The 21,728-nt window shown below is 65.0% G+C and carries 22 protein-coding genes and 1 other RNA gene; 16 read left to right on the forward strand and 7 right to left on the reverse strand.

Annotation, left to right across the window (positions count from 1 at the left end; translation table 11 throughout):
- The first annotated feature begins 130 nt into the window (after positions 1-130).
- The 9 genes from FHS84_RS13930 (at position 131) to FHS84_RS22255 (ending at position 8,641) form a co-directional block, all read left to right on the forward strand.
- Positions 131-292 carry a Flp family type IVb pilin gene (locus FHS84_RS13930; protein WP_166935297.1) on the forward strand — a complete coding sequence of 54 codons (162 nt, stop codon included), beginning with the start codon at positions 131-133 and terminating at the stop codon, positions 290-292.
- A 101-nt stretch (positions 293-393) separates the two neighbouring features.
- Positions 394-900 (forward strand): A24 family peptidase, encoded by a 507-nt coding sequence (locus FHS84_RS13935; RefSeq protein WP_166935299.1) that lies wholly within the window; start codon positions 394-396, stop codon positions 898-900.
- 98 nt (positions 901-998) lie between these two features.
- A complete protein-coding gene (cpaB, locus tag FHS84_RS13940) occupies positions 999-1,817 on the forward strand; it encodes a Flp pilus assembly protein CpaB (protein WP_166935301.1) in 819 nt (272 codons plus the stop codon).
- A complete protein-coding gene (locus tag FHS84_RS13945; protein ID WP_166935303.1) occupies positions 1,817-3,310 on the forward strand; it encodes a type II and III secretion system protein family protein in 1,494 nt (497 codons plus the stop codon). Before cpaB ends, FHS84_RS13945 begins: the two co-directional genes overlap by 1 nt.
- Positions 3,311-3,320: 10 nt before the next feature.
- Positions 3,321-3,989 (forward strand): CpaD family pilus assembly protein, encoded by a 669-nt coding sequence (locus FHS84_RS13950; protein WP_166935305.1) that lies wholly within the window; start codon positions 3,321-3,323, stop codon positions 3,987-3,989.
- Positions 3,990-3,998: 9 nt separating this feature from the next.
- Positions 3,999-5,249, forward strand: coding sequence for a CpaE/TadZ family protein (locus tag FHS84_RS13955; protein WP_166935307.1), 1,251 nt, complete (start codon positions 3,999-4,001; stop codon positions 5,247-5,249).
- Positions 5,249-6,679 (forward strand): TadA family conjugal transfer-associated ATPase, encoded by a 1,431-nt coding sequence (locus FHS84_RS13960; RefSeq protein WP_166935309.1) that lies wholly within the window; start codon positions 5,249-5,251, stop codon positions 6,677-6,679. Before FHS84_RS13955 ends, FHS84_RS13960 begins: the two co-directional genes overlap by 1 nt.
- Positions 6,680-6,681: 2 nt before the next feature.
- Positions 6,682-7,641 (forward strand): type II secretion system F family protein, encoded by a 960-nt coding sequence (locus tag FHS84_RS13965; protein WP_166935311.1) that lies wholly within the window; start codon positions 6,682-6,684, stop codon positions 7,639-7,641.
- A gap of 10 nt (positions 7,642-7,651) precedes the next feature.
- Positions 7,652-8,641 (forward strand): type II secretion system F family protein, encoded by a 990-nt coding sequence (locus FHS84_RS22255; RefSeq protein WP_208393873.1) that lies wholly within the window; start codon positions 7,652-7,654, stop codon positions 8,639-8,641.
- Between the two features lie 45 nt (positions 8,642-8,686).
- Here the strand turns inward: FHS84_RS22255 and FHS84_RS13975 are convergent, their stop codons facing one another.
- Positions 8,687-9,478 carry a tetratricopeptide repeat protein gene (locus FHS84_RS13975; RefSeq protein ID WP_166935313.1) on the reverse strand — a complete coding sequence of 264 codons (792 nt, stop codon included), beginning with the start codon at positions 9,476-9,478 and terminating at the stop codon, positions 8,687-8,689.
- Positions 9,479-9,634: 156 nt separating this feature from the next.
- On the opposite strand from FHS84_RS13975, the gene FHS84_RS13980 reads away from it, so the two are divergent.
- Positions 9,635-10,687, forward strand: a complete 1,053-nt coding sequence (locus FHS84_RS13980) for a TAXI family TRAP transporter solute-binding subunit (protein WP_166935315.1) — start codon at positions 9,635-9,637, stop codon at positions 10,685-10,687.
- Here the strand turns inward: FHS84_RS13980 and FHS84_RS13985 are convergent.
- From FHS84_RS13985 to FHS84_RS13995, 3 genes are all read right to left on the reverse strand, one after another.
- Positions 10,626-11,285: a glutathione S-transferase family protein gene (locus FHS84_RS13985; protein WP_166935317.1), complete on the reverse strand. Its 660-nt coding sequence runs from the start codon at positions 11,283-11,285 to the stop codon at positions 10,626-10,628. The genes FHS84_RS13980 and FHS84_RS13985 overlap by 62 nt on opposite strands.
- Before the next feature lie 9 nt (positions 11,286-11,294).
- Positions 11,295-12,227, reverse strand: coding sequence for a 2-hydroxyacid dehydrogenase (locus FHS84_RS13990; protein ID WP_166935319.1), 933 nt, complete (start codon positions 12,225-12,227; stop codon positions 11,295-11,297).
- 74 nt (positions 12,228-12,301) lie between these two features.
- Positions 12,302-12,853, reverse strand: a complete 552-nt coding sequence (locus tag FHS84_RS13995; RefSeq protein ID WP_166935321.1) for a c-type cytochrome — start codon at positions 12,851-12,853, stop codon at positions 12,302-12,304.
- 159 nt (positions 12,854-13,012) lie between these two features.
- Between FHS84_RS13995 and FHS84_RS14000 the strand changes: the two genes are divergently transcribed.
- Positions 13,013-13,753 (forward strand): 3-deoxy-manno-octulosonate cytidylyltransferase, encoded by a 741-nt coding sequence (locus tag FHS84_RS14000; RefSeq protein ID WP_166935324.1) that lies wholly within the window; start codon positions 13,013-13,015, stop codon positions 13,751-13,753.
- A complete protein-coding gene (locus FHS84_RS14005; protein WP_208393874.1) occupies positions 13,750-14,658 on the forward strand; it encodes a prephenate dehydratase in 909 nt (302 codons plus the stop codon). The genes FHS84_RS14000 and FHS84_RS14005 overlap by 4 nt, the downstream gene beginning before the upstream one ends.
- A gap of 58 nt (positions 14,659-14,716) precedes the next feature.
- On the opposite strand, the gene FHS84_RS14010 is transcribed toward FHS84_RS14005, so the two are convergent.
- The 3 genes from FHS84_RS14010 to nudC form a co-directional block, all read right to left on the reverse strand.
- Positions 14,717-16,324 (reverse strand): tannase/feruloyl esterase family alpha/beta hydrolase, encoded by a 1,608-nt coding sequence (locus FHS84_RS14010; RefSeq protein WP_166935326.1) that lies wholly within the window; start codon positions 16,322-16,324, stop codon positions 14,717-14,719.
- A gap of 109 nt (positions 16,325-16,433) precedes the next feature.
- A complete protein-coding gene (locus FHS84_RS14015) occupies positions 16,434-16,856 on the reverse strand; it encodes a hypothetical protein (protein ID WP_166935328.1) in 423 nt (140 codons plus the stop codon).
- A 188-nt stretch (positions 16,857-17,044) separates the two neighbouring features.
- Positions 17,045-17,950 (reverse strand): NAD(+) diphosphatase, encoded by a 906-nt coding sequence (nudC, locus tag FHS84_RS14020; RefSeq protein ID WP_166935330.1) that lies wholly within the window; start codon positions 17,948-17,950, stop codon positions 17,045-17,047.
- 222 nt (positions 17,951-18,172) lie between these two features.
- Here nudC and ffs point away from each other — a divergent pair.
- From ffs to FHS84_RS14040, 4 genes are all read left to right on the forward strand, one after another.
- Positions 18,173-18,267, forward strand: an RNA gene (gene ffs, locus FHS84_RS14025) — signal recognition particle sRNA small type.
- 16 nt (positions 18,268-18,283) lie between these two features.
- A complete protein-coding gene (locus FHS84_RS14030) occupies positions 18,284-20,047 on the forward strand; it encodes a DNA polymerase III subunit gamma/tau (protein WP_166935332.1) in 1,764 nt (587 codons plus the stop codon).
- Positions 20,047-20,643 (forward strand): recombination mediator RecR, encoded by a 597-nt coding sequence (gene recR / locus FHS84_RS14035; protein ID WP_166935334.1) that lies wholly within the window; start codon positions 20,047-20,049, stop codon positions 20,641-20,643. The genes FHS84_RS14030 and recR overlap by 1 nt, the downstream gene beginning before the upstream one ends.
- A 10-nt stretch (positions 20,644-20,653) precedes the next feature.
- Entirely contained in the window at positions 20,654-21,697 is a 1,044-nt protein-coding gene (locus FHS84_RS14040; RefSeq protein ID WP_166935336.1) for a hypothetical protein, read from the forward strand.
- Positions 21,698-21,728: the final 31 nt, after the last annotated feature.

Raw genomic sequence — 21,728 nt, forward strand, 5'->3', positions numbered from 1 at the left:
CCGTCGAGTCGAGGCAGGATCGATTTAGGGCCTCGTTAAACCTCCGCGCCTAAGCTTCGTACGTCCTGGCAACGAACCGTCGCAAACGGGGGAGCCGCGGATCCTAGGGTGTCCAAAAGTGGAGGTCTTCATGAGCAAGATTTTTGCGCGTTTCGTCCGCGACGAGTCTGGCGCGACGGCAATCGAATACGGTCTGATCGCGGCGTTGATCGCGGTCGTGGTGATCACGGCTTTGACCAATATCGGCACGAGCCTGAACACCACGTTCCAGTCGGTCGCCGACAAGCTTTAAGCGTCGAACCTGCCCGAGCAACATCGGGCAGACGTTCGCCTTCAGCGGGCGAACGATCGGGCGGCCGCCGTAGGGCGGCCGTTCCTGTATCTGGGGGTTACATGAGCGCGGTTCTGGTGATGGTGGTTCTGCCGTTCCTTCTGGCGCTCGCCGCCGGCTGGGATCTGGCGAGCTATACCATTCCCAACCTGTTGTCGGTCGGTATCGCCGCCGCGTTCGTGATCTTTGCGCTCCTGGTCGGGCTTCCCCTTGCCGCCTGGGGTGCCCATTTCGCCGCCGGTCTGGTGGCCTTGGTGGCGGGATTTTCCTTGTTTGCACTGCGTTGGATCGGCGGCGGCGATGCCAAATTGTTCGCCGCGACGGCGCTGTGGTTCGGCTTCGGCGATCTGATGTCTTACGTCCTGGTGGCGGCGCTGATCGGCGGCGGACTTACCATCGCGCTTCTGGCGCTGCGCCGCGTGCCGCTGCCGTCCGTGCTGATGCGGCAAGCCTGGATCGCACGCCTGCACGATCATCGGTCCGGCATTCCGTACGGCGTCGCCCTGGCTGCCGGAGCATTGGTTGTGCTGCCGGATGCGCAGATTCTGCGCTTTGCAGGCCTCGCATAAAGCAAAGCGTAACCATTGTTTTCAGGGCGCTTTTCAGCACCTCATTAAGCAAATTCTAAAGGGTGCCGTGCTCCTATAGCGCCAAAGGGAGCCTCATCATGAACACGCGGAGACTGGTTGTTCTCTTGCTGGCGGCAGGTGCTGCGGGCGTTGTCGCCCTCATGGTGCGCGGGTTTGTCGGCGGCGGCACCAAGCAGGCCGAAGCCAAAGTCGCAACGCCGGCGGCAGAGATCACACAGATACTCGTTGCGGCGACGCGGCTCGATCCGGGCCGTCCGATGACCGCGGACTCGGTGCGCTGGGAAGCGTGGCCGGTGAAAGCGGTCGATGCGAGTTTCATCCGCAAGACTCCGGGCACGACACCGGCGACGCTGGTGGCCGGCATGGTGGTGCGGGCGCCGATGGTGCCGGGCGAACCGGTGACGTTCGCCAAGATCATCAAGAGTCAGAGCCCCGGTTTCATGGCGGCGACGATCGCACCGGGCATGCGCGCGGTTGCGATCTCGGTGTCGGTGGCTTCGGTTGCCGGCGGATTCATTCTGCCCAACAACCGCGTCGACATCATGCTGACGATGGTGACGGGCGACAATCCCAAGCGCGGCAGCACCCGTACGGTTCTCGCCGACGTGCGCGTTCTCGCGGTCGATCAGACGCTCGACAAGCCGGATCAGAAGCCGACGTCGGACGTCAAGACCGTGACGCTCGAACTGACGCCGGAACAGGCGCACACGGTGGCGACGGCGCAGGCGATGGGCATGCTGTCGCTGACGCTGCGCAGTCTCGGCGACGAACAGACGGCAACGGCCGATGCCGGAAACAGTGCACCCGCCCCGGACGATCAATCCAGCGGCGGCATTGTGACCGTCATCCGGTACGGAACGATGCGAAAATCGGGTGGTGGTGGAGGTCCGCAGTGATGAAGAAGATGCTTCTTCCGCTTGTCGGGGCGGCCGCAGCGTTGCTTGCGGCCTCGACGGCATTGGCGGCTCCCTCGGCCGGCGACGAGGCCTCCGCGCGGCTGGTTACGGTATCGACCCGCAACGCGCCGCTGCCGGTGCATCAGCGCATCACCCTCGGTCTCGGCAAGGCGGCCGTGGTCGAGATCGACACCGATGCGCGCGACGTGCTCGTCTCCAATCCCGATATCGTCGATGCCGTGGTGCGTACGCCGCGGCGCATTTTCCTGATGGGCCAGAAGGGCGGCCAGACCAACGCCTTCTTCTTCGATACCAACGGCAAGCAGATCGCGTCGATCGACGTGCGGGTCGAGAAGGACACCACCGATCTCGCCAAGCTGATCAAGCTCAGCTTCCCCGATACCGACATCAAGGCGCAGGCGATCAACGACACCGTCGTTCTGACCGGCCACGTCGCCTCCGCCCAGGAATCGCAGCGCGCCGCCGATATCGCCGCCTCGTTCACCGGCGACGCCAAGAAGGTCGTCAACGTTCTCACCATCCGCTCGTCCGATCAGGTGATGCTGAAGGTGCGGATCGCCGAAATGCAGCGCACCGTCGCCAAGCAGTTCGGCATCAACATGGCGGCGGGCGGCACGATTGCCGGTTATCCGTTCGCGGTATCGACCGAGAACCAGTTCAGCCTCGTCGGTCATGCGCTCGGCGATCTGTCGGGCGCCGCGATCGGTCAGGTCTGCAGCCCTGCTTCCACCGCCGTCAATCCGGTCGGTGCGCTGGTTCTGCGCAACGGCCTCTGCCAACTCCAGAACGACGCCCAAGGCACCTTGCAGGCGCTGGAGCGGGTCGGCCTCGTTCATATTCTCGCCGAGCCCAATCTCACCGCGGTGTCGGGCGAGACCGCGAAATTCCTCGCCGGCGGCGAATTCCCGGTGCCGACGGCACGCGACCGCGACGGCAACGTCACGCTCGAGTTCAAGCCGTTCGGCGTCGGACTGTCGTTCACGCCGGTGGTGCTGGGGCCGGGGCGCATTTCGCTGCAGCTCTCGACCGAAGTGAGCGAGCTCACCAACACCGGCGCCTACACACTGCAGGGATCGACGGCGTCGAACTCGACAACCATTCCGGCCCTCTCGGTGCGGCGCGCCCAGACCACGGTGGAAGTGCCGTCGGGCGGCAGCTTTGCCATCGCCGGCCTGATGCAGCGCACCGCCAAACAGGTGCTGGACGGATTTCCGGGCGCCAAGGATCTGCCGATCCTGGGGGCCTTGTTCCGCAGCCGCGATTTCGCCAACGAGGAAACGGAGCTGGTGGTGGTGGTCACCGCCTATCTGGTGAAGCCGACGACCGAAGCCAAGCTGGTCGCGCCCACCGACGGGTTCGTGGTGCCCACCGATCTCGACACAATGTTGTTCGGACGCCTCAACGCCACCTATCGCCACGACGGCGATAAGACCAAGACCGCGCAAGCTCCGGGCGGTTACATCATCGAATAGGACGGCGGCCATGACGACGACTACGGATATTTTGCGTATCGCCGCGATCGGTGCGGTGCTGCTGGCGGGAAGCTGCGCTTCGCCGTACGACGACTTCGCCAAGGCGGACGGCGCGGCCCATTACCCGATCGCGGTCGAGCCGCAGTACACCTCGATCAAGCTGTCGTTCTCGGCGCCGGAAGCGGGTCTGTTGCCCGACGATGCGGCGCGGTTCGAAGCCTTCATCGCCGACTATCTGTCGCGCGGTTCGGGGTCGATTTCGGTGTCGGCGCCGCAAGGCTCCGATTCCGCCGCCGTGCTCAGCTATTTCGGCGCCCGCCTGTTCGCGATGGGCGTGCCGCGTTCGCGCATCCTGGTCGGCACCCGCGACGGCGCCGATTCCCGCGTCGAGATCGGCTTCATTGCCTATATGGCGCGGACCGCGCCGTGCGGCGACTGGTCGGAAGATGCCGGCGAATCCTTCCGCAATCGCACCACCAAGAATTTCGGCTGCGCCGTGCAGCACAACATCGCCGCGCAAGTTGCCGATCCGCGCGATCTGATCGAGATGCGTCCGACCGATCCGTCCGATGCGGCGCGCCGGTCTCAGGTGATCGACAATTACGAAAAGGGCAAGGTGACCGCCGCCGACAAGAGCAAGGAGCAGTCGGGCGCCGTGTCGGAAGTGAACAAGGAATAGGCGCCGGCCATGAACAAACAACCGTCGCAGACGCTCGAACCGTTCGGGGCCGGCCCGCATGAAAGGCCGGTACCGCGCATCTCCATCCATGCCTTCTGCGAGTTCCCCGACACCGGGGCGGCGTTGCAGCGGGCGGGCGCCGACCGCCGTCTGGCGAAGACCCATTTGAATGTGCAGCTCGGTGGGATTGCGGCCGCGGTCGAGTATTTCCAGGGCCAGGTGACGCCCAACCTTCTGATCGTGGAAACCCGTCTCGGCGGCCGCGAAGCGCTGTTCGAACTCGACCGTCTCGCCGAGGTCTGCGATGCCGCCACCAAAGTGGTGGTGATCGGCCGCGTCAACGATGTCGAGCTGTATCGCGAACTGATGCGCCGCGGCGCGTCGGAATATCTGGTGGCGCCGCTCGATCCGCTTCATCTCATCGAAGTCATCGCCTCGCTTTATGCCGATCCCGACCGGCGTCCGATCGGCCGGGTGGTGACGTTCATGGGTGCGCGCGGCGGCGTCGGCTCTTCCACGCTGTGCCACAATGTCGGCTGGGTGATCGCCGAGGAACTCGGGATTTCGACCACCATCGTCGATTTCGACCTGCCATTCGGCACCGTGGCGCTGAATTTCAACGACGAGCCGGGCCAGTCGGTCGCCGATGCGCTGGCGACGCCCGAACGCCTCGACGACATGCTGCTCGAACGCATTCTCCTGAAGCGCGGCGAGAACCTGTCGCTGTTCGCGGCCCCGGCCACGATCGAACGCGACTACGAACACGGTCACGACGCCTACGAGGCGGTGATCGAGGCGGTGCGGCAGTATTCGCCGTGCGTCCTGGTCGATCTGCCGCACGTGTGGACGCCATGGGTCAAGGCGACGCTGATCGCCGCCGACGAAATCGTGCTGGTGGCTTCGCCGGATCTCGCCTCGCTGCGCAACGTCAAGAACATGATCGATCTGTTGAAGGCCAACCGGCCCAACGATGCGCTGCCGCGCGTCGTGCTCAACAAGGTCGGCGTTGCCAAGCGTCCCGAGATTCCGGTCAAGGATTTCGCCGAGACCATCGGCGGCGAGCCGGCCGTGGTGGTGCCGTACGACGCATCGGCATTCGGTCAGGCCGCCAACAACGGCCAGATGCTCGCCGAACTCGGCCAGAAGGGTGAAGTGGTCGACCGCATCCGCGACTTCGCCGGTCTCATCACCGGCCGCAAGCCGGTGGCGGTGCCGCAGAAATCGTTCCTGTCCCTGTTTAGCGCGAAGAAGAGGGCCTGATGGGTTTCGGACGGCGTGCCGCGCTCGATGACGCCAAACCGGCCCGTCCGGTCGAGCGTCCGCGCGCGTCCGATGCGCCGCCGCCTGCGATCGCGCCCACCCCGTCCGCCGCACCCAAGGCCTCGGCACCGCCGGTCTTCGTGCAGGACAACCGTTCCGACGACTATTACGCCATCAAGGCGACGATCTTTTCGGCCCTGATCGACACCATCGATCTGGCCCAGCTCGCCCAGCTCGATCCGGATTCGGCGCGCGAGGAAATCCGCGACATCGTCAACGAGATCATCTCGATCAAAGCCGTTGTGATGTCGATCGCCGAGCAGGAGCAGCTGTTGCAGGACATCTGCAACGACGTGCTCGGCTACGGCCCGCTCGAACCTTTGCTCGCCCGCGACGACATCTCCGACATCATGGTCAACGGGGCGGGGCGCGTCTTCATCGAAGTCGGCGGCAAGGTGCAGCTCACCAATGTGCGCTTCCGCGACAACGCGCAATTGATGAACATTTGCCAGCGCATCGTCAGCCAGGTCGGCCGCCGGGTCGACGAATCCTCGCCGATCTGCGACGCGCGCCTGCTCGACGGCTCCCGCGTCAACGTCATCGCCCCGCCGCTGGCGCTCGACGGGCCGACGCTGACCATCCGCAAATTCAAGAAGGACAAGCTGAAGCTTTCCGACCTGCAGCGCTTCGGCTCGATCAACGAAGCCGGCAGCCGTATCCTGCAGGTGATCGGGCGCTGCCGCTGCAACGTCCTGATCTCGGGCGGTACCGGTTCGGGCAAGACCACGCTGCTCAACTGTCTCACCGCCTTCATCGCCGAAGACGAACGCGTCATCACCTGCGAAGACGCCGCCGAACTGCAGCTGCAGCAGCCGCACGTGGTGCGTCTCGAAACCCGGCCGCCCAACCTCGAAGGCCAGGGCCAGATCACCATGCGCGATCTGGTCAGGAACTGTCTGCGTATGCGGCCCGAGCGGATCATCGTCGGCGAAGTGCGCGGACCGGAGGCGTTCGACCTGCTCCAGGCGATGAACACCGGCCACGACGGTTCGATGGGCACGCTGCACGCCAACTCCCCGCGCGAAGCGATGAGCCGTCTCGAGTCGATGATCACCATGGGCGGCTTCCAGCTTCCCACCAAGACCATCCGCGAGATGATCGTCGGCTCGATCGACGTGATCGTCCAGGCCGAGCGCCTGCGCGACGGTTCGCGCCGCATCACCCAGATCACCGAAGTGATCGGCACCGAAGGCGACGTCGTCATCACCCAGGACCTGTTGAAGTTCGAGATGGACGGCGAGGACGAATCCGGCCGCATCCGCGGCAAGCACGCCGGCACCGGCATCGTGCGCCCGAAATTCTGGGAACGGGCCCGCTATTACGGGATGGAGCGCGAACTGTCCGAGGCGCTTGATCAGTTGCAGGAATAGCCATGGAACTGATGCTCGCGGTGATGCTGGTGGTGCTGCTCGGCGGCGGGGCCGTGATGGTCTTTGCCGGCGGCGACGACCGCTCCAAGGCCCGCGTGGCCGCGCTCGGCAAGCCCGGCGAGCGGCCGGGCAAGCCCGATGCCAATGCGCTGCGCAAGAAGAACATGCAGGCCGCGCTCAAGGAATTCGAGAAGAAGCAGGCCGAAAAGAAGACGACCGTCACCATCCGCAAGCGGCTCGACCGTGCCGGCCTGTTCGCGACCAGTCCGAAGAGCTTCTGGATCGCTTCGGGCGCGCTGGGACTCGGCACGGCGCTGCTGGTGCTGCTCAAGGAACAGTCGCTGGTGATCGCCGCGCTGGCCGGCTTCGCCGCCGGTTTCGGTCTGCCGCGCTGGGTGCTGGGTTTTCTCAAGGCGCGGCGCGAGAAGAAATTCACCGCCGATTTCGCCAACGCCATCGACGTCATCGTGCGCAGCGTCAAGTCCGGCCTGCCCACGGCGGACGCCCTGCGCATCGTGGCCAACGAATTCCGCGAGCCGGTGAGCGGCGAGTTCAAGAAACTCGTCGAAGGCATGAAGGTCGGGCTGACGCTCGAGCAGGCCCTGCGCAAGATGTACGATTCGATGCCGACCTCCGAAGTGAACTTCTTCGGCATCGTCATGACCATCCAGCAGAAGACCGGCGGCAATCTCAGCGAAGCGCTCGGCAATCTCGCCGGCGTGCTGCGCGACCGCAAGCGCCTCCAGGGCAAGATCAAGGCGATGTCGTCGGAAGCCAAGGCGTCGGCGATGATCATCGGGTCGCTGCCGCCGGCGGTGGGCGGCATCGTGTACCTGACGACGCCGGCTTACATCTCGCTCCTGTTCACGCAGAAGGCCGGCAACCTGATGCTGTTGGCCTGCGCCCTCTGGATGGGGCTCGGAATTCTCGTCATGCGCAAGATGATCAACTTCAAGCACTGAGGCGGCACGGGTGGGCGGTATCGACATCATGGACCTGTTGTTCGACGCCAAGTTCCTGGCGACGGCGGCGGCTGCGGTGTTCGCGTTTGCCACCTTCGTCACGCTCGGATTGCCGCTGCTCGAACGCGACACCCTCTCCAAGCGCCTCAAGTCGGTGGCGGCGCGGCGCGAGGAATTGCGCGCCCGGCACAAGGAGATGCTCAGTCAGCGTCGCGGCGCGAGCCTGCGTGCCGAGCCGATCGGCTCGACCAAGCTGATCAAGCAGTTCTCCGACCGCTTTGATCTCGCCAAGCTGGTGGCTTCGGAAGGCACGCAGGAAAAGCTGTCCCAGGCGGGACTGCGCGGCCCCACGCCGCTGATGGTGTTCAACTTCTTCCGCTTCGTGATGCCGTTCGTGCTGTTCGCCTTCGGCCTTCTGTACTTCTTCGTCCTCGGCACCTTCCATTGGGCGCCGATGATGAAGTTGGCCGCTGCGGTGGCGGCCGCGCTCGTCGGCTACTATCTGCCGGACCTGTTCATCTCGAATGTGATCTCGCGCCGCCAGCAGTCGATCATGGCGGCGTTTCCGGATGCGCTCGATCTTCTTCTGATCTGCGTCGAATCCGGCATGAGCGTCGAAGCGGGATTTCAGAAGGTGGCGGGCGAAATCGGCCACGCCTCGGCCGAACTCGCCGAGGAATTCGCGCTCACCACCGCCGAGCTTTCCTATCTGCCCGACCGCAAGCTGGCGTTCGAGAACCTCGCCAAGCGCTGCGGCCATGCCGGCGTCAAGGCGGTCGCGACGGCGCTCAATCAGGCCGAGCGTTACGGCACGCCGCTGGGCCAGGCGCTGCGCATCTGCGCCCAGGAAAACCGCGACATGCGGATGATGGAAGCCGAAAAGAAAGCCGCCGCGCTGCCGGCCAAGCTGACCGTGCCGATGATCCTGTTCTTCCTGCCGGTGCTGTTCGTGGTGATCATGGGCCCGGCGGTCATGCGCATGCTGCACATGATCCATTGATCGCGCCCCCGCGCGATGCAGACCCCGTATCGTCGTGTAAATCGATTATTGCCCGCCGCCCGATAGCCGCAGCGCCGGAATGGCGTCTTTGGTTTTGGCGGGCCTGGCCGCCGCGGTCTTCTTGACTTTCTGCTTGCCCACCGGACCGGCCTGCGGATCCTTGGGGACGGCCTGCATCACGATCGTGTTGCCTTCGGCGGCGGTCAGGGTGCGCGCCAGCGATTTCGGCGGTGCCGAAGCAGCAAGGCCGTTCGCCGGAACCGCAGTCTTTGCCGGCGCCGCCTTCAAGTTGGCGATCATGGTGGCGTTCTTGACGACGCGCTCGTCTTTCGAGCCGTTGGCGGCCTGGGCGATCAATTGCCGGGCGCGGTCGAGATCGCCGGCCTGCAGGCGGCTCATGGCGAAATTGTTGAGCACCGCGGCTTCGCCGGGCTTGAGCTGAAGGGCGCGGCTGTAGGCGGCTTCGGCACTGGCGTAATCGGCTTTCTGATCGTAGGCGACGCCGAGCGCCGAGTAGAGCGTCCAGTCGTCGCTTTTCAGCTGCACCGCACGGCGCAGGAAATCGAGCGCCTCACCGGCGCGGCCTTGCTGGATCAGAACCTTGCCGTATTCGCCCACCACGCGCGGATCGTCGGGCGCGACCAGCATGAGCTGGCTCAGTACTTTGACCGCGCCGGCATAATCCTTCTGGGTGCGCTTGATCTGGGCTTCGCGGATGCCGCTGTCGACGCCCTGGGCCAGCGTGCCGGTCGGTTGTTCCGGAGGGGAAGCGAGAGCGCTGGTGCACAACAGGGCCGAAACTGCGACGGCGCCGAGGCTGTGGCATAGGCGGGACATGGGGCGAAAGCCTTCCAATTGCCCTGTCAGAATGGGCGAAATGCGGTCAACAAAGGCTTAAATTACGCCGCAATACGGACGAATCTCCGTGTCAGGGTGTTAAAAAGCGTTAGGTGTTGTGCGCTACAAGGCTCAAATGCCGCCGGAGTTGGCTCGATGAAAACCGGATGGATCGTGACGGCCGTTCTGGCCGTGGCTGTCGCGGCCACGGCGCAGTCGCTGCCGCCGCGCCGCTCGTTCGAGATCGCCACCGGACCGGCGGCGGGAACCTATTTTCCGGCCGGCGAGATGATCGCCCGGATCGTCAGTCATCCCCCCGGCATGGCGCGCTGCGAAAAGAGCCCGTTGTGCGGTCCGCCCGGCGTGATCGTCTCGGCCAAATCGAGCGACGGCGCCGTCGCCAATGTGCTGGCGGTGAATGCGGGCCAGATCGCGTCGGGACTGGCGCAAGCCAATGTGATCGCCGATGCCGTCGCCGGGCGCGGCGAGTTCCGACACGCGGGACGTCAGACTCATATCCGTGTGATGGCCGATCTTTTCACCGAACAGCTGCAGCTGGTGGTGCCGCGCCGTTCGCCGATCCGTTCGGTCGCCGATCTCAGAGGCAAACGGATATCGCTCGGCAATCCCAATTCGGGGTCCGATGTCATCGCCGGCGAGATTCTCAAGGTCTATCGCGTGCGCCCCGCCAGGATCGTCCGCGAAACCTATGAAACCAGCGGCGGGCTGATGCGCGAAGGCAAGCTCGACGCCTTCTTTTTCCTCGGCGGCGCTCCGGCCTTGCTGATTGCCGACATGGTCAATCGCGGCCAAGCGCGGCTGGTCCCGATCGACGGCAAGGGCCGCACCAAACTGCTCGCGGCGGTGGATGGCGTCACGGCCGATGCGGTTCCGGCGGGCGCCTATCAGGGCACGGGCCGGATCGAAACGGTATCCAGCCGCACCTATTGGATCGTGCGCGACAGCGCGCCCAACGAAGCCGTCTACGACCTCGTGCGGGCGCTCTATCATCCCGGCAACCGGGCGCTGCTCGACCAGAATGCGATGGACACCGGCCGCATCCGCATCGGCGACGCCGCCAGTCTTGTCGGCGTTCCGCTTCATCCCGGCGCCGCGCGCTATTATCGCGAAGTGGGGATCCTGAAGCCTACACCGCCAGCGTCCAGCCCTTCGCCAGTTCCGCCTCGGCCGCGGCGCGCCATTCCTTGAGCGCGGGCAATTCCATCAGCCGCGCGACGTAACCGGCCGACGCAGCCGGCAGATCGATGCCGTAGGTGAGGAAGCGCGAGGCCACCGGTGCATACATGCAATCGGCGATCGAGAAGCGGCCGAACAGGAAGCCGTCGTCGCGACCGGCGAGCGCGGATTCCCAAGCGTTGATGATGCGGGCCACCTGCTTGTCGGTGGCTTCGTCGAGCGCCGGTGTCGGCACCGTGGTGGCGAAATTCATCGACAGGTGCTTGCGCACGTCGGGAAAGCTCGAATGCATCTCGGCCGCATAAGAGCGCGCTACCGCGCGGGCATCGGGATCGGACGGCCACAGCTGAGCCTCGGGATGGCGTTCGGCGATGGTCTCGCAGATGGCGAGGCTGTCCCACACCGTGAGAGTCTTGCCCCCTTCGGTGATCTTCAACACCGGCACTTTGCCCGTCGCGGAATGGCTGGCGAGCAGGGCGTTCGTGTCGGGCCGATAGAGCAGCACCTGGATTTCCTCAAACGGCACGCCGGCCATTTTCAGCGCCAGCCATGGCCGGAGCGACCAGCTCGAATAATTCTTGTTGCCGATCACGAGGGTGTAGGCGGGCATTTTTCTCTCCTAATAGGCTGCATCCACATCGACGATATTGGCCGGCCGTTCGCCCCGTTCGAAGGCGGCGATGCCGTCGTGCACGTACTTAAGAACCACCCCGGTCTGAGACACCGCGGCAATGTGGGGTGTGATCGTCACGTTCGCGTGATGCCAGAGCGGGCTCGCCGCCGGCAGCGGTTCTTCCTGGAAGACATCGAGCACCGCGCCCGACAGATGGCCGGAGTCGAGCGCCGCGATCAGATCGGCTTCGACCAGATGGCCGCCGCGCGCCACATTGATGACGAAGGCGCCTTGGGGCAGGGCGGCGAACGTTTTGGCGTTGAGGATGCCCGCCGTCTTGCGCGTCAGCGCCATCAGACAGATGAGAATGTCGGTGCGGGCGAGGAAGGCCGGCAGCGCGTCGTCGCCGGCAAAGCTGGTGAGCCCCGGCATCTGTTTGGTGCTGCGGCTGAAGGCGGCGACATCGAAGCCGAGATCGATCAGGTGTCTGGCGGCAAACGAGCCGATTTCGCCGAAGCCGAGGAAGCCGATGCGGGTGTCTTCGGTCCGCCGCAACAGGGTCTGCTGGCGCCAGCGCCCGTCACGCTGGGCGGCATCGAAAAAGCGCTGGCGGCGGTGCTGGATGAGCACATGCATCAGCACGTACTGCGCCATTTCGGCCGACAGCGTGCGGTCGACGAAACGCACCAGCGGCACCTGGCGGGGGTAATCGGGATCGCAGAGGAAGCCGTCGACACCGGCGCCGAGACAGAAGGCGGCCTTCACATTCGGCAGCGACGCGATTTTTCCCGGCGGCGGCGTGAAACTCATCACGTAGTCGATATCGCCGGGGGCATAGGCATCGCGCCCCTCCAGCACCACCTCGGCATTGTCGAGGGTTGCTTCCGTCAGCCCTTTCCATTTGGGCGAGACGATCATCAACAGCGTCGGCTTGGACATGACCCCAACCTGCCAGATTGAGGAATGATTTGCACGCGCAGACGCGGAGCGTTTTCCGCGCCCGCGCGTGGGGTTCACTTCTTCTCCGGCAGCGGTGCCGGCGTGTCGTTCAGCGTGCGCAGATAGGCGAGCAGATCGATGCGATCCTGGCTCGAGCGCAGGCCGGCGAAGCTCATTTTGGTGCCCGGCACCACGACCTGCGGCGCCTTGATGAAGGCGAACAGCTTGTCGTAGGTCCAGGGATCGTGATTGGCGCTCATCGCGCTCGAATACGAAAAACCGGGATGGGTCGCGCGCGCGCGATCGACCACGCCCCACAGATTGGGGCCGATCTTGTTGGGGCCGCCTTTGGATTCGTCATGGCACTGCTGACAGCGTCCGGCGAGCTCTTTGCCGTGGGCGACATCGGCAGTCGGCAGCACGGCGGCGAAATCGGGCAGCGGCTCGGCGGCGGGCTGCGCCGCGGCGGTCTGCGTCTGGGACTCTTCGGGCACTTCCACCGCATAGCCGGGCTTTTGCGGCAGCGGCGTATCGAAAATCGACTGAGCAACCTGCCTTACAACAAGAATAAAGAGCAATGTGCCGAGAACCGCGCCGGCGATCTTGTTCCACTCCCAGGAATCCATAAGGTCTGGCTCCGCGTGTTCAGTGCGTCGTATGTGGCCTTGCGCCAGATGCGAACGAGGACGAAAAAGAGGCCCGCTATGGGACCTCCGGGTGCGACATTACAAGCCAAACCCGGTGCCATGGTGCGGCAGACTGTCGCAATTTGGAAGGGGAGACCAATGAAACCGATCGTGCTGATCCCGGCCCGGATGGCCTCCACACGCTTGCCCGGCAAGCCCCTCGCCGACATCGGCGGGGTTCCGATGATCGTCCGGGTTTGGCAGAAGGCGGTCGAGGCGGGGGTGGGTCCGGTCGTGGTGGCCTGCTCCGAGAAGGAAGTCCAGCAAGCCGTAGAGGCGGCGGGCGGCCGTGCCGTGATGACCGCCGCTAACCTGCCGTCGGGTTCGGACCGGGTTTGGGCGGCCCTGAATGCGGTCGACCGTTCCTTCGAGCATGACTTCGTCGTCAATTTGCAGGGCGATCTGCCGACGTTCGATCCGGAATGCATCAAGGCGGCGATCGACGCGATGGTGACCACCGGCGCCGACATCGGCACCTGCGCCGCCGAAATCGAGGATGCGGCCGAGGCCGACAATCCGGCGACCGTCAAAGTGGTGGCGACCTGGGACGTCGGCGGCACGCGCGGCATCGCCCATTATTTCTCGCGCTCGCGCATTCCGAGCGGCAAAGGCCCGTGGTTCGCCCATGTCGGCCTTTATGTCTATCGTCGCGAGGCGTTGCAGCGTTTCGTCGGTCTGCAGCCGTCGCCGCTCGAGCAGCGCGAAAAGCTGGAGCAGCTGCGCGCCATCGAAGCCGGCATCAAGATCGGCGTCGGCCGCGTCGACGACGTGCCGCTCAGCGTCGATACCCCCGCCGATCTCGAAAAGGCGCGGGCCGCCGTCGCGCGCGGCCAGAAATGACCGAGAACACGCTGATTTCGCGCGCCAAGACGGTTGCCTTCCAGGGCGAGCCCGGTGCCTATGCCAATCTGGCGGCCAAGGAAGCGGTGCCGCAAGCGAGCTTCGTCGGCAAGCCGACGTTCGAAGCGGCGCTGGAAGCGGTGCGCTCGGGCGAGACCGATCTCGCCGTGGTGCCGGTGGAGAATTCCGTCTACGGCCGCATCGCCGACGTGCATCAGCTGGTCCGCCATTTCGGCCGCGCCGTGAAAGGCTTCGTGCCGCGCGAAGGCGACAAGGGCCTGTTCATTCTCGGCGAACATTTCCATCGCGTCCGCCATCAACTGCTCGGCCTGCCCGGCACCAAGCTGGAAGACGTCAAGACCGTCTACAGCCAGGCGCCGGCGCTGGGGCAGGTGCGCATCGTCACCAAGCAGCTCGGCCTCGTCGAAAAGCAGTGGTCCGACACCGCCGGCGCGGCCCGCCATATCGCCGAACTGAAGGATCCGACCTCAGCCGCCGTGGCCTCCACCCTGGCGGGCGAGATCTACGGTCTCGAAATCCTGAAGCCGAACATCGAAGACACCTCCAACAACATGACGCGCTTTCTGATCGTCGGCAGCGAGCCGGACGATCCGCCCAACGACGGGCGCGCGGTGATTACGACGTTCCTGTTCGGCGTGCGCAACATTCCGGCGGCGCTCTACAAGGCGCTGGGCGGCTTCGCCACCAACGGCGTCAATATGACGAAGCTGGAAAGCTATCAGCTCGGCGGTTCGTTCAACGCCACCGAGTTCTATGCCGACATCGAAGGCCATCCCGACCAGCATAATGTCCGCCTCGCATTGGAGGAACTGTCGTTCTTCTCCTCGCGGGTCATCATGCTCGGCATCTATCCGGCACACCCCTATCGCAACGAAATGCCGTAGAGCGCTTCCCCGATAAGTGGGCACCGGTTATCGGGTAGGAAGCGCGACCCAAAAAACGTTATCGTTTGATCGGAACCGACACGCGCTCGATCTTCGCCGGCGTGCGTTTGCTGTCGGCCACGCGCCGAGGGGGCACATTGCTGACGGTGGGCGTGCCGGGAATCCGGCAGACGAAGCTCGACGCCTGATCGGTCGGGCCCGAGCCTTTGTAGACCGCCACTTTCGGTTCGGCGCAGAGCGGCCGCGTCATGCCGATCACGCCGTCCTTGTCGGTGTGATAGCCGGTGATCTCGTCCGGCGCATCGCCGGTTTCGACCCACGACACGATGGCGGCGTTGGAATCGAAGCCGTTCGGTCCTTCGCCGCCGCCGCAATGGCCCATCGACGGGATCATGAACAGGCGCACGAAATTGTCCGCGCCCGGCGTCTTGGCTTCGACGGCCTGGAAATAATCGAGCGTGTTGTAAGGCGACAAAAGCCCGTCGGCCCAGCCGTGATACATCAAGAGCTTGCCGCCATGCGCCTTGAAGGCGGACAGATCGGGATTGGTGGCGTTCAGCATCCCGCCGAGTTCCTTGTCGATCGGCGCCAAGTCGCGATCGGGATCGTAGCGGGCGACGCTCCAGGCCGGCTTCTGCTTCAGCGCCTGGATCATCATCGAATCCTTGAACGGATCGCGGCCGGGCGCGATCGAGTGCGGTCCGAAGGCGGAGGTGACGCCCAGCGGCAGGCCGGGATAGAGCTTCAGCCCGCGCGGCGTGGTCTGCGGGCCGTATAAGGTTTTGGCGCGCGCGATCTGTGCCCGCGTCAGGCAATCCGGCTTGTCGCCCGTTTTGCACAGCAGTTTCGACCAGTCGAATTTGCAGCTTCTCGGATCGGTGATGAAGCCGTCCCTGACGCCGTCGCTGCCGTCGCATTGGGCGACCATCGCTTTGGCGACATACGACAGCTTGGCGGCGGAGAGATCGCCTTTCGGCGTCCGCCGGGCCTGCCAGGCCTGCACGAAGCCAAGCGATTGCAGCCGCACGAAATTGATCGCCGGGGCGCCGGCGACGATGCCGTCATAATCTTCGGGATAGCGCTGCGCTTCGGAGAGGGCCTGCCAGCCGCCCGACGAGCAGCCGCTGAAATAGTTCTTCTTCGGCTCGTGGCCGTAATAGGCGGCGATGATCTTCTTGGCGTTGACCGCCATCAGGTGATGGCCGCGATAGGCGAAATTCTCGACCCGCTCGGGATGACCGGCGACCCAGCTCGTATCGAAAAAGCCTTCCGGGGTTTCGTGGCCGGTATCGGTCGAGGCGGCGGCGAAGCCCTCCCGCACCGCCTGCGCCATGCCGGGATAATTGATCGCGCCGGTCAGGCCGCCGTTGCCGATGCCTTCGAAGCGGCGGTTCCAGATGTCGGGCAGCCAGACCTCGGCCTTGATCTCCTTGTCGATGATCAGCGCCACCCGGCAGAACGAGCTTTTGGCCTCGGCCTTGGGACCGAGAAAGGTGTTGAACGGCGATTTGGGAAACGCCCAGCCCGGCGCCACGTGTTCCGCCGCCGTGATCTTGACGGCCTCGAACTTGAGCTCGGCCAAAGCCCGGCAAGTCGCCGGCGTGCCTTGCGCGAAAGCCCCCGCACCCAACGCGGCAAAAATCAACGCCCCCGCGCCAATACGCATTACCGAACTCCCCAAGCCTTGTTCTTGCCGATCAGGCTAAGCCGGAACCTTTACCCGAAAAAGAGTGCTTTGTGGGACTTTCCTGGGTGCGTTTGCCCCACCCCCGGTGTCATCCCCGGCGATCTCGCGCCGCTGGCTGCTTTAGGGGCGGCACGCTTTTGGTGGCGCGGGCGAGGGACGCCATAGCGTCAGCGTGGTTGGCGGACCCAGGTATTGAAACCTGCTTGCCCTCTGAAATTTTTGCACGGCCAGTTCTGCCAGAGCGTGCCTGCGTCTCCACCTGGGTCCCCTTCCCCTCGCATTCCTCCGCACACGGTGCTTCGGAATGCTCGGCCGGGGATGACAGGGTGGTGGAAAAGAACTTTCGCGCGGTTGCAGCAAGGAACGCCAAGCCTGTAGCCAGCACCGTCCATGGCGAAATCTCGTGCAGCGCTATCAATGGAAACGCGATCATCGCCAGCGCAACGATAACGGCTCCGACGATTCCCCAGTCATGGGCTTTGAGAAATCCAAATTCGAAATCGTTCCGCACGAACGCCTCCAAAAAACGTCAAGGCACACTTCGCCATTGAGCTTTCTTGCAAGCCTTATTCGTGTGAGTCAGGGAAGAAACTAAGCATGCCGATGATGGGCTGCATGTCAAGTAAAGGTGATTTTGTAAGCGTTTGAAAGCAAAGTTGTTTTTCAAGGGGGCGACGAATCTTGTTAACAGACCTCAAGTCACCCTCTCACCCATCCATCGAGCAGATACCACGCGATCGCGGCTTTCATCGGGCCGCGGCGGCCTTCGATCTGGCCTTCCAGGAGCGCGCGGGCTTCGTCGCGGCTGTACCAGACGGCATCGGCGATTTCGGTGGGGTCGAGTTTGAGGGCGTCGCTCTCGGCCTCGGCATAGCAGCCGATCATCAGAGCGGCGGGAAACGGCCAGGGTTGGCAGGCGAAATAGCGCACCGCGCCGGTGACAATACCGGCTTCCTCTTGCAGTTCGCGCCGTACCGCTTCCTCGATGCTTTCGCCCGGCTCCATGAACCCGGCGAGGCAGGAATAGAACTCCGGCGCCCAATTGACATTGCGCGCCAAGAGGCAGCGCTCGCCATAGGTCGCCAGCATGATGACGGCCGGATCGGTGCGCGGGAAATGCTCGGCGCCGCACAAGGGACAGACGCGCTTGGTGCCGGCGTCGGCGGTTTCGGTCTTGGTGCCGCAGCGGGCGCAGAAGCCGTTGCGGCTGTGCCACTCGATCATCCCCTTGGCCTGGGACAGGATCGCAAGGTCCTTCCGCCGGAGGACCAGCGACGAGGTGCGCAGGTCGCGGAATTCGCCATACGGTTTCAGCAGGTCGGGCGCATCGGGATGGTCCGTCACGTCGAAGGCGAACACGCCCCGGCCTTCGCCCAGGTCGGCCTCTTCGAGCCCGAGAAACACCATCACCGCTTTCGGTGTGGCCAGGGCCTGCACCACCTCGAGCGGCACCGCGGCTGCCTTGAGCACCGGCGACCCGGTCAGCAGCACCTGGCCTTGCCACAGCGGCAAAATCCGGGCGCCGACCAGCCGTTCGGCCACCCAGGCGGTGTCCCCGCGTTTGTCCGAGCGGCGGTCGAGGGGATTTCCGGTAAACGGGAGCATGGGGACTAACACCTTTCCCGACCTGGATTATCTTCCGGACTGGCCGTCGGCAACGGCAATCTCTGCAGAGCCGCTGCAACCGGCGGGAGTGGGCGCCAGGGCAGGTCCGGACGGGCGAGGTGCGTCCACATACGAGCGCCGTAACGTATCCGGTCAACCCGCCAACAGCTTCATATCAAACGGCGACTCGCATTCTGCGGCGAGGGGCTCTATATCCGTTTCGGGAACCGGTGGCGGACGGAACGCTCGCCAACCCGGTCAGGTCCGGAAGGAAGCAGCCGTAACGAATCCGGTCCGGGTCGTCGCCGGTTCCCACCTAATCTTCAGGCGGCCATGGACGACACAGAGGCACCCTCCCTTGGTTTAGGCCCGGCGCCCGGCTCGTCAGCTGCGGCGTCATCCGGCGATTACAAGGTCCTGGCCCGCAAATACCGCCCCTCCGATTTCACCGGACTGATCGGCCAGGAAGCCCTGGTCCGAACACTGTCCAATGCGTTTGCCACCGGCCGGATCGCCCATGCCTTCATGCTGACAGGCGTGCGCGGGGTGGGCAAAACCACCACGGCCCGCATCATCGCCAGGGCGCTGAACTGCATCGGGCCGGACGGCAAGCGGACCGAGCCGACCATCCATCCCTGCGGAGAATGCGAACCTTGCCGGGCCATTGCCGAATCCCGTCATGTCGATGTGCAAGAGATGGACGCCGCCTCTCGCACCGGCATCGACGACGTGCGCGAGATCATCGAGGGTGTGCGCTATGCCCCGGCCAGCGCGCGCTACAAGGTCTACATCATCGACGAAGTGCACATGCTGTCGAAGCAGGCCTTCAACGGCCTGCTCAAGACGCTGGAAGAGCCGCCGCCGCATGTGAAATTCGTGTTCGCCACCACCGAAATCCGCAAAGTGCCGGTGACGGTGCTGTCGCGCTGCCAGCGCTTCGACCTGCGCCGGGTCGAGACGGCGGAACTGGTCAAGCACCTCGCCAATATCGCCGGGCAGGAAGGCGTCCGAATCGAAGAGCCGGCACTGGCGTTGGTCGCCCGCGCCGCCGAAGGCTCGGTGCGCGATTCGCTGTCGCTGCTCGATCAGGCCATCGCCCACGGCACCGAAGAGGTGATCACCGCCGACATCATTCGCGGCATGTTGGGCTTGGCCGACCGCGGCCGGGTGCTCGATCTGTTCGAAAAAGTGATGGGCGGCGAGATCGCGGTCGCGCTGACCGGCCTCGGCGAGCTTTACGACCGCGGCGCCGATCCCTTGGCGGTGATGCAGGATCTTTTGGAGATCACGCATTTTCTCACCCGCATCAAAGTGGCGCCCGGCGCCGAAGGCTTCTTCGACGGCGCCTCCTCGGAAGCCAAGCGGTCCGCCGACATGGCGGCCAAGCTCTCGGTACCGTCGCTGACCCGCGCCTGGACCATGCTGCTGAAAGGCCTGTTCGAGGTGCGCGATGCCGCTCGCCCGATGCAGGCGCTGGAAATGGCGCTGATCCGCCTCGCTTATGCCGCCGATCTGCCGCCCGCCGACAAGCTGGTGCGCGATCTGATGGACGGCAACGCGCCCGCCGCACCCCGCACGCCCGCGCCCGGCGGCGCGCCCGCGGGCAACGGTCCGCGCATGGCGATGACCAACGAGCGTCCGGTCGCGATGGCGGCGCCCGCCCCGGTGGCGCAGGCCGGCGAAGGCCCGGTGTTCCGCTCGCTGGAAGAGATCGCCGCCTTTGCCAACGAGCGGGGCGCGCGCCTCCTCAAGGTGAATCTCGAAAACGACGTGCACCTCGTGCGTCTGGAGCCGGGCTTGATCGAGTTCCGCCCCAGCGAACGCGCGCCGCGTACGCTCGCCGCCGATCTGACGCAGAAGCTGAAGGATTGGACCGGCCAGCGCTGGACGGTGACGGTGGTGCGCGACGGCGGTGCGCCGACCATTGCCGAGCAGAAGAAGGCCGCCAAGCAGGCCCGTCACGAAGCGGTGCTGCAGCAGCCCTTGGTGCGCGCCGTGATGGACCGTTTCCCCGGCGCCGAAATCATCGCCGTGCGTGACGTAGTGCCCGAAGCGGCCGAAATCGAAGCGCCGATGCCGGAAAGCGAAGAAGACTAGTGTCTGCAATCGGTCCCGAGATCGAACGGCTGATCCAACTCCTGGCGAAGCTGCCGGGATTGGGACCGCGCTCGGCCCGCCGGGCGGCGCTCGATCTGCTCAAGAAGCGCGAAGTCCTGATGGAGCCGCTGGCGCTCGCCCTTACCGACGCCGCGCGTGCGATCAAAACCTGCGAGATTTGCGGCAACCTCGATACCGCTTCGCCATGCGCCCTCTGCTGCGATCCGCGCCGCGAAGGCCGCGTCTTGTGCGTGGTGGAAGACGTCGCCGATCTGTGGGCGCTGGAACGCGCCGGCGTGTTCAAAGGCCGCTATCATGTGCTCGGCGGCGCGCTGTCGGCGCTCGACGGCATCACGCCGGAGCGGCTGAATGTCGGTTCGCTGATCGACCGCGCCAAACAGGGCGTCGAGGAAATCATCCTCGCCATGAATGCGACGGTCGAAGGCCAGACCACGGCGCATTACCTGCTCGATGCGCTGGCCGAAACGGGCGTCAAGGTCACGCGGCTGGCGCATGGCGTGCCGGTCGGCGGCGAACTCGATTATCTCGATGAAGGAACGCTGTCGGCCGCCTTCAAGGCGCGCCGTTCGCTGTAAGGGGACTAGCATGCGCTGGTACGGTCTTGTCGGCCTTCTTTTGATCGCGCCGGCTTCGGCGGAGTTTTCCGATAGCGACGCCGCTGCGCTGGCCGCGGCCTCGCCCGCGGTGGCGCAGTCGCTCAAAACCATCGAAACCACGATCACGGCGCTGCCGGACACGATGCGCGCGCCGACCCAGGACGGACTCTTGGTCTCCGACACCTGCATCGCCTATCGCCGGAACGAAACCGCAGAGACACGCCGCGCCGTGGTCGACGAACTCGTGCGCCAGGGTCTGGTGACCGACGCCGCGGCGGCAACGCGCAGTCTCTACGGCTATCCGGTCAAGACCGACGGCACCTGCGTGCACACGTCGGCGCCGTTCCTCGCCACGCCCGGCAGCGAAGAAGACAGCCACCATTCCTGGCCCGGCGGGTTGGCCGATCACATCGCGTTCAATCTCCACGCCGCCCACGACATGGTGGCACGGTGGCGCGCCGTGACCGGCAACCCGAACGCTTATGACCGCGGCACGCTCGATGCGGCGGTGCTGTGGCACGATTGGGCCAAGCGCCTGGTGCTGCATTGGAGCGACAAGGGTGTCGTTTCTTATGAATCGACCATCGGCGGAACCTCGTCGCATCACGTCATCGGCCTTGCCGAAGCGATGGCGCGCGGGCTTCCGGCGGACGAGGTGCTGGTGCAGGTCTGCGCCCATCAGGCGCCGTCGAACGATCACGATGCCAAGGTCACCGGCTGGGTCCGTGCCGCCGCGATCATCGCCCGCATCGATCCGGTTCGGCAGGGCTATCTGAAATCCGTCGACGGCGGCTACGCGCTGACGATCCGTCCCGAGTGCCGCATCCACAATCTGTCGGATGGCAGTTGGGTCTACGCCGTCCCCGCGGCACAGCACGCCAAAGCCATCGTCACGCGCCTGGCGCCGCAAGCCGGTCACAAGGACGACCGCCGCTTCCTCGAACAGGCGCTCAGCTATTACGGCGCCGAACGCTTCGATCTCTTGAGTGACGCCGAAGCCCTCAAGCTGCTGCAGGATTTGCCGAAGAAATAGGGCGCGCCGGGCTGTCGCTCCCGGCGCGCGT

This window comes from Rhizomicrobium electricum (assembly GCF_011762045.1).
Lineage (GTDB): Bacteria > Pseudomonadota > Alphaproteobacteria > Micropepsales > Micropepsaceae > Rhizomicrobium > Rhizomicrobium electricum.

Excerpts from the sequence above, each read along its gene's own strand:
- FHS84_RS13945 (WP_166935303.1), top strand. The coding sequence starts at position 1,817 with ATGAAGAAGATGCTTCTTCCGCTTGTCGGGGCGGCCGCAGCGTTGCTT.
- FHS84_RS14010 (WP_166935326.1), bottom strand. The coding sequence starts at position 16,324 with ATGCGTATTGGCGCGGGGGCGTTGATTTTTGCCGCGTTGGGTGCGGGG.
- FHS84_RS13985 (WP_166935317.1), bottom strand. The coding sequence starts at position 11,285 with ATGCCCGCCTACACCCTCGTGATCGGCAACAAGAATTATTCGAGCTGG.
- FHS84_RS13935 (WP_166935299.1), top strand. The coding sequence starts at position 394 with ATGAGCGCGGTTCTGGTGATGGTGGTTCTGCCGTTCCTTCTGGCGCTC.
- FHS84_RS14000 (WP_166935324.1), top strand. The coding sequence starts at position 13,013 with ATGAAACCGATCGTGCTGATCCCGGCCCGGATGGCCTCCACACGCTTG.
- FHS84_RS13960 (WP_166935309.1), top strand. The coding sequence starts at position 5,249 with ATGGGTTTCGGACGGCGTGCCGCGCTCGATGACGCCAAACCGGCCCGT.
- FHS84_RS14030 (WP_166935332.1), top strand. The coding sequence starts at position 18,284 with ATGGACGACACAGAGGCACCCTCCCTTGGTTTAGGCCCGGCGCCCGGC.
- FHS84_RS14040 (WP_166935336.1), top strand. The coding sequence starts at position 20,654 with ATGCGCTGGTACGGTCTTGTCGGCCTTCTTTTGATCGCGCCGGCTTCG.
- FHS84_RS13930 (WP_166935297.1), top strand. The coding sequence starts at position 131 with ATGAGCAAGATTTTTGCGCGTTTCGTCCGCGACGAGTCTGGCGCGACG.
- FHS84_RS13995 (WP_166935321.1), bottom strand. The coding sequence starts at position 12,853 with ATGGATTCCTGGGAGTGGAACAAGATCGCCGGCGCGGTTCTCGGCACA.
- FHS84_RS13950 (WP_166935305.1), top strand. The coding sequence starts at position 3,321 with ATGACGACGACTACGGATATTTTGCGTATCGCCGCGATCGGTGCGGTG.
- FHS84_RS13990 (WP_166935319.1), bottom strand. The coding sequence starts at position 12,227 with ATGTCCAAGCCGACGCTGTTGATGATCGTCTCGCCCAAATGGAAAGGG.
- nudC (WP_166935330.1), bottom strand. The coding sequence starts at position 17,950 with ATGCTCCCGTTTACCGGAAATCCCCTCGACCGCCGCTCGGACAAACGC.
- FHS84_RS13965 (WP_166935311.1), top strand. The coding sequence starts at position 6,682 with ATGGAACTGATGCTCGCGGTGATGCTGGTGGTGCTGCTCGGCGGCGGG.
- FHS84_RS13975 (WP_166935313.1), bottom strand. The coding sequence starts at position 9,478 with ATGTCCCGCCTATGCCACAGCCTCGGCGCCGTCGCAGTTTCGGCCCTG.
- FHS84_RS14005 (WP_208393874.1), top strand. The coding sequence starts at position 13,750 with ATGACCGAGAACACGCTGATTTCGCGCGCCAAGACGGTTGCCTTCCAG.
- FHS84_RS13955 (WP_166935307.1), top strand. The coding sequence starts at position 3,999 with ATGAACAAACAACCGTCGCAGACGCTCGAACCGTTCGGGGCCGGCCCG.
- cpaB (WP_166935301.1), top strand. The coding sequence starts at position 999 with ATGAACACGCGGAGACTGGTTGTTCTCTTGCTGGCGGCAGGTGCTGCG.
- FHS84_RS13980 (WP_166935315.1), top strand. The coding sequence starts at position 9,635 with ATGAAAACCGGATGGATCGTGACGGCCGTTCTGGCCGTGGCTGTCGCG.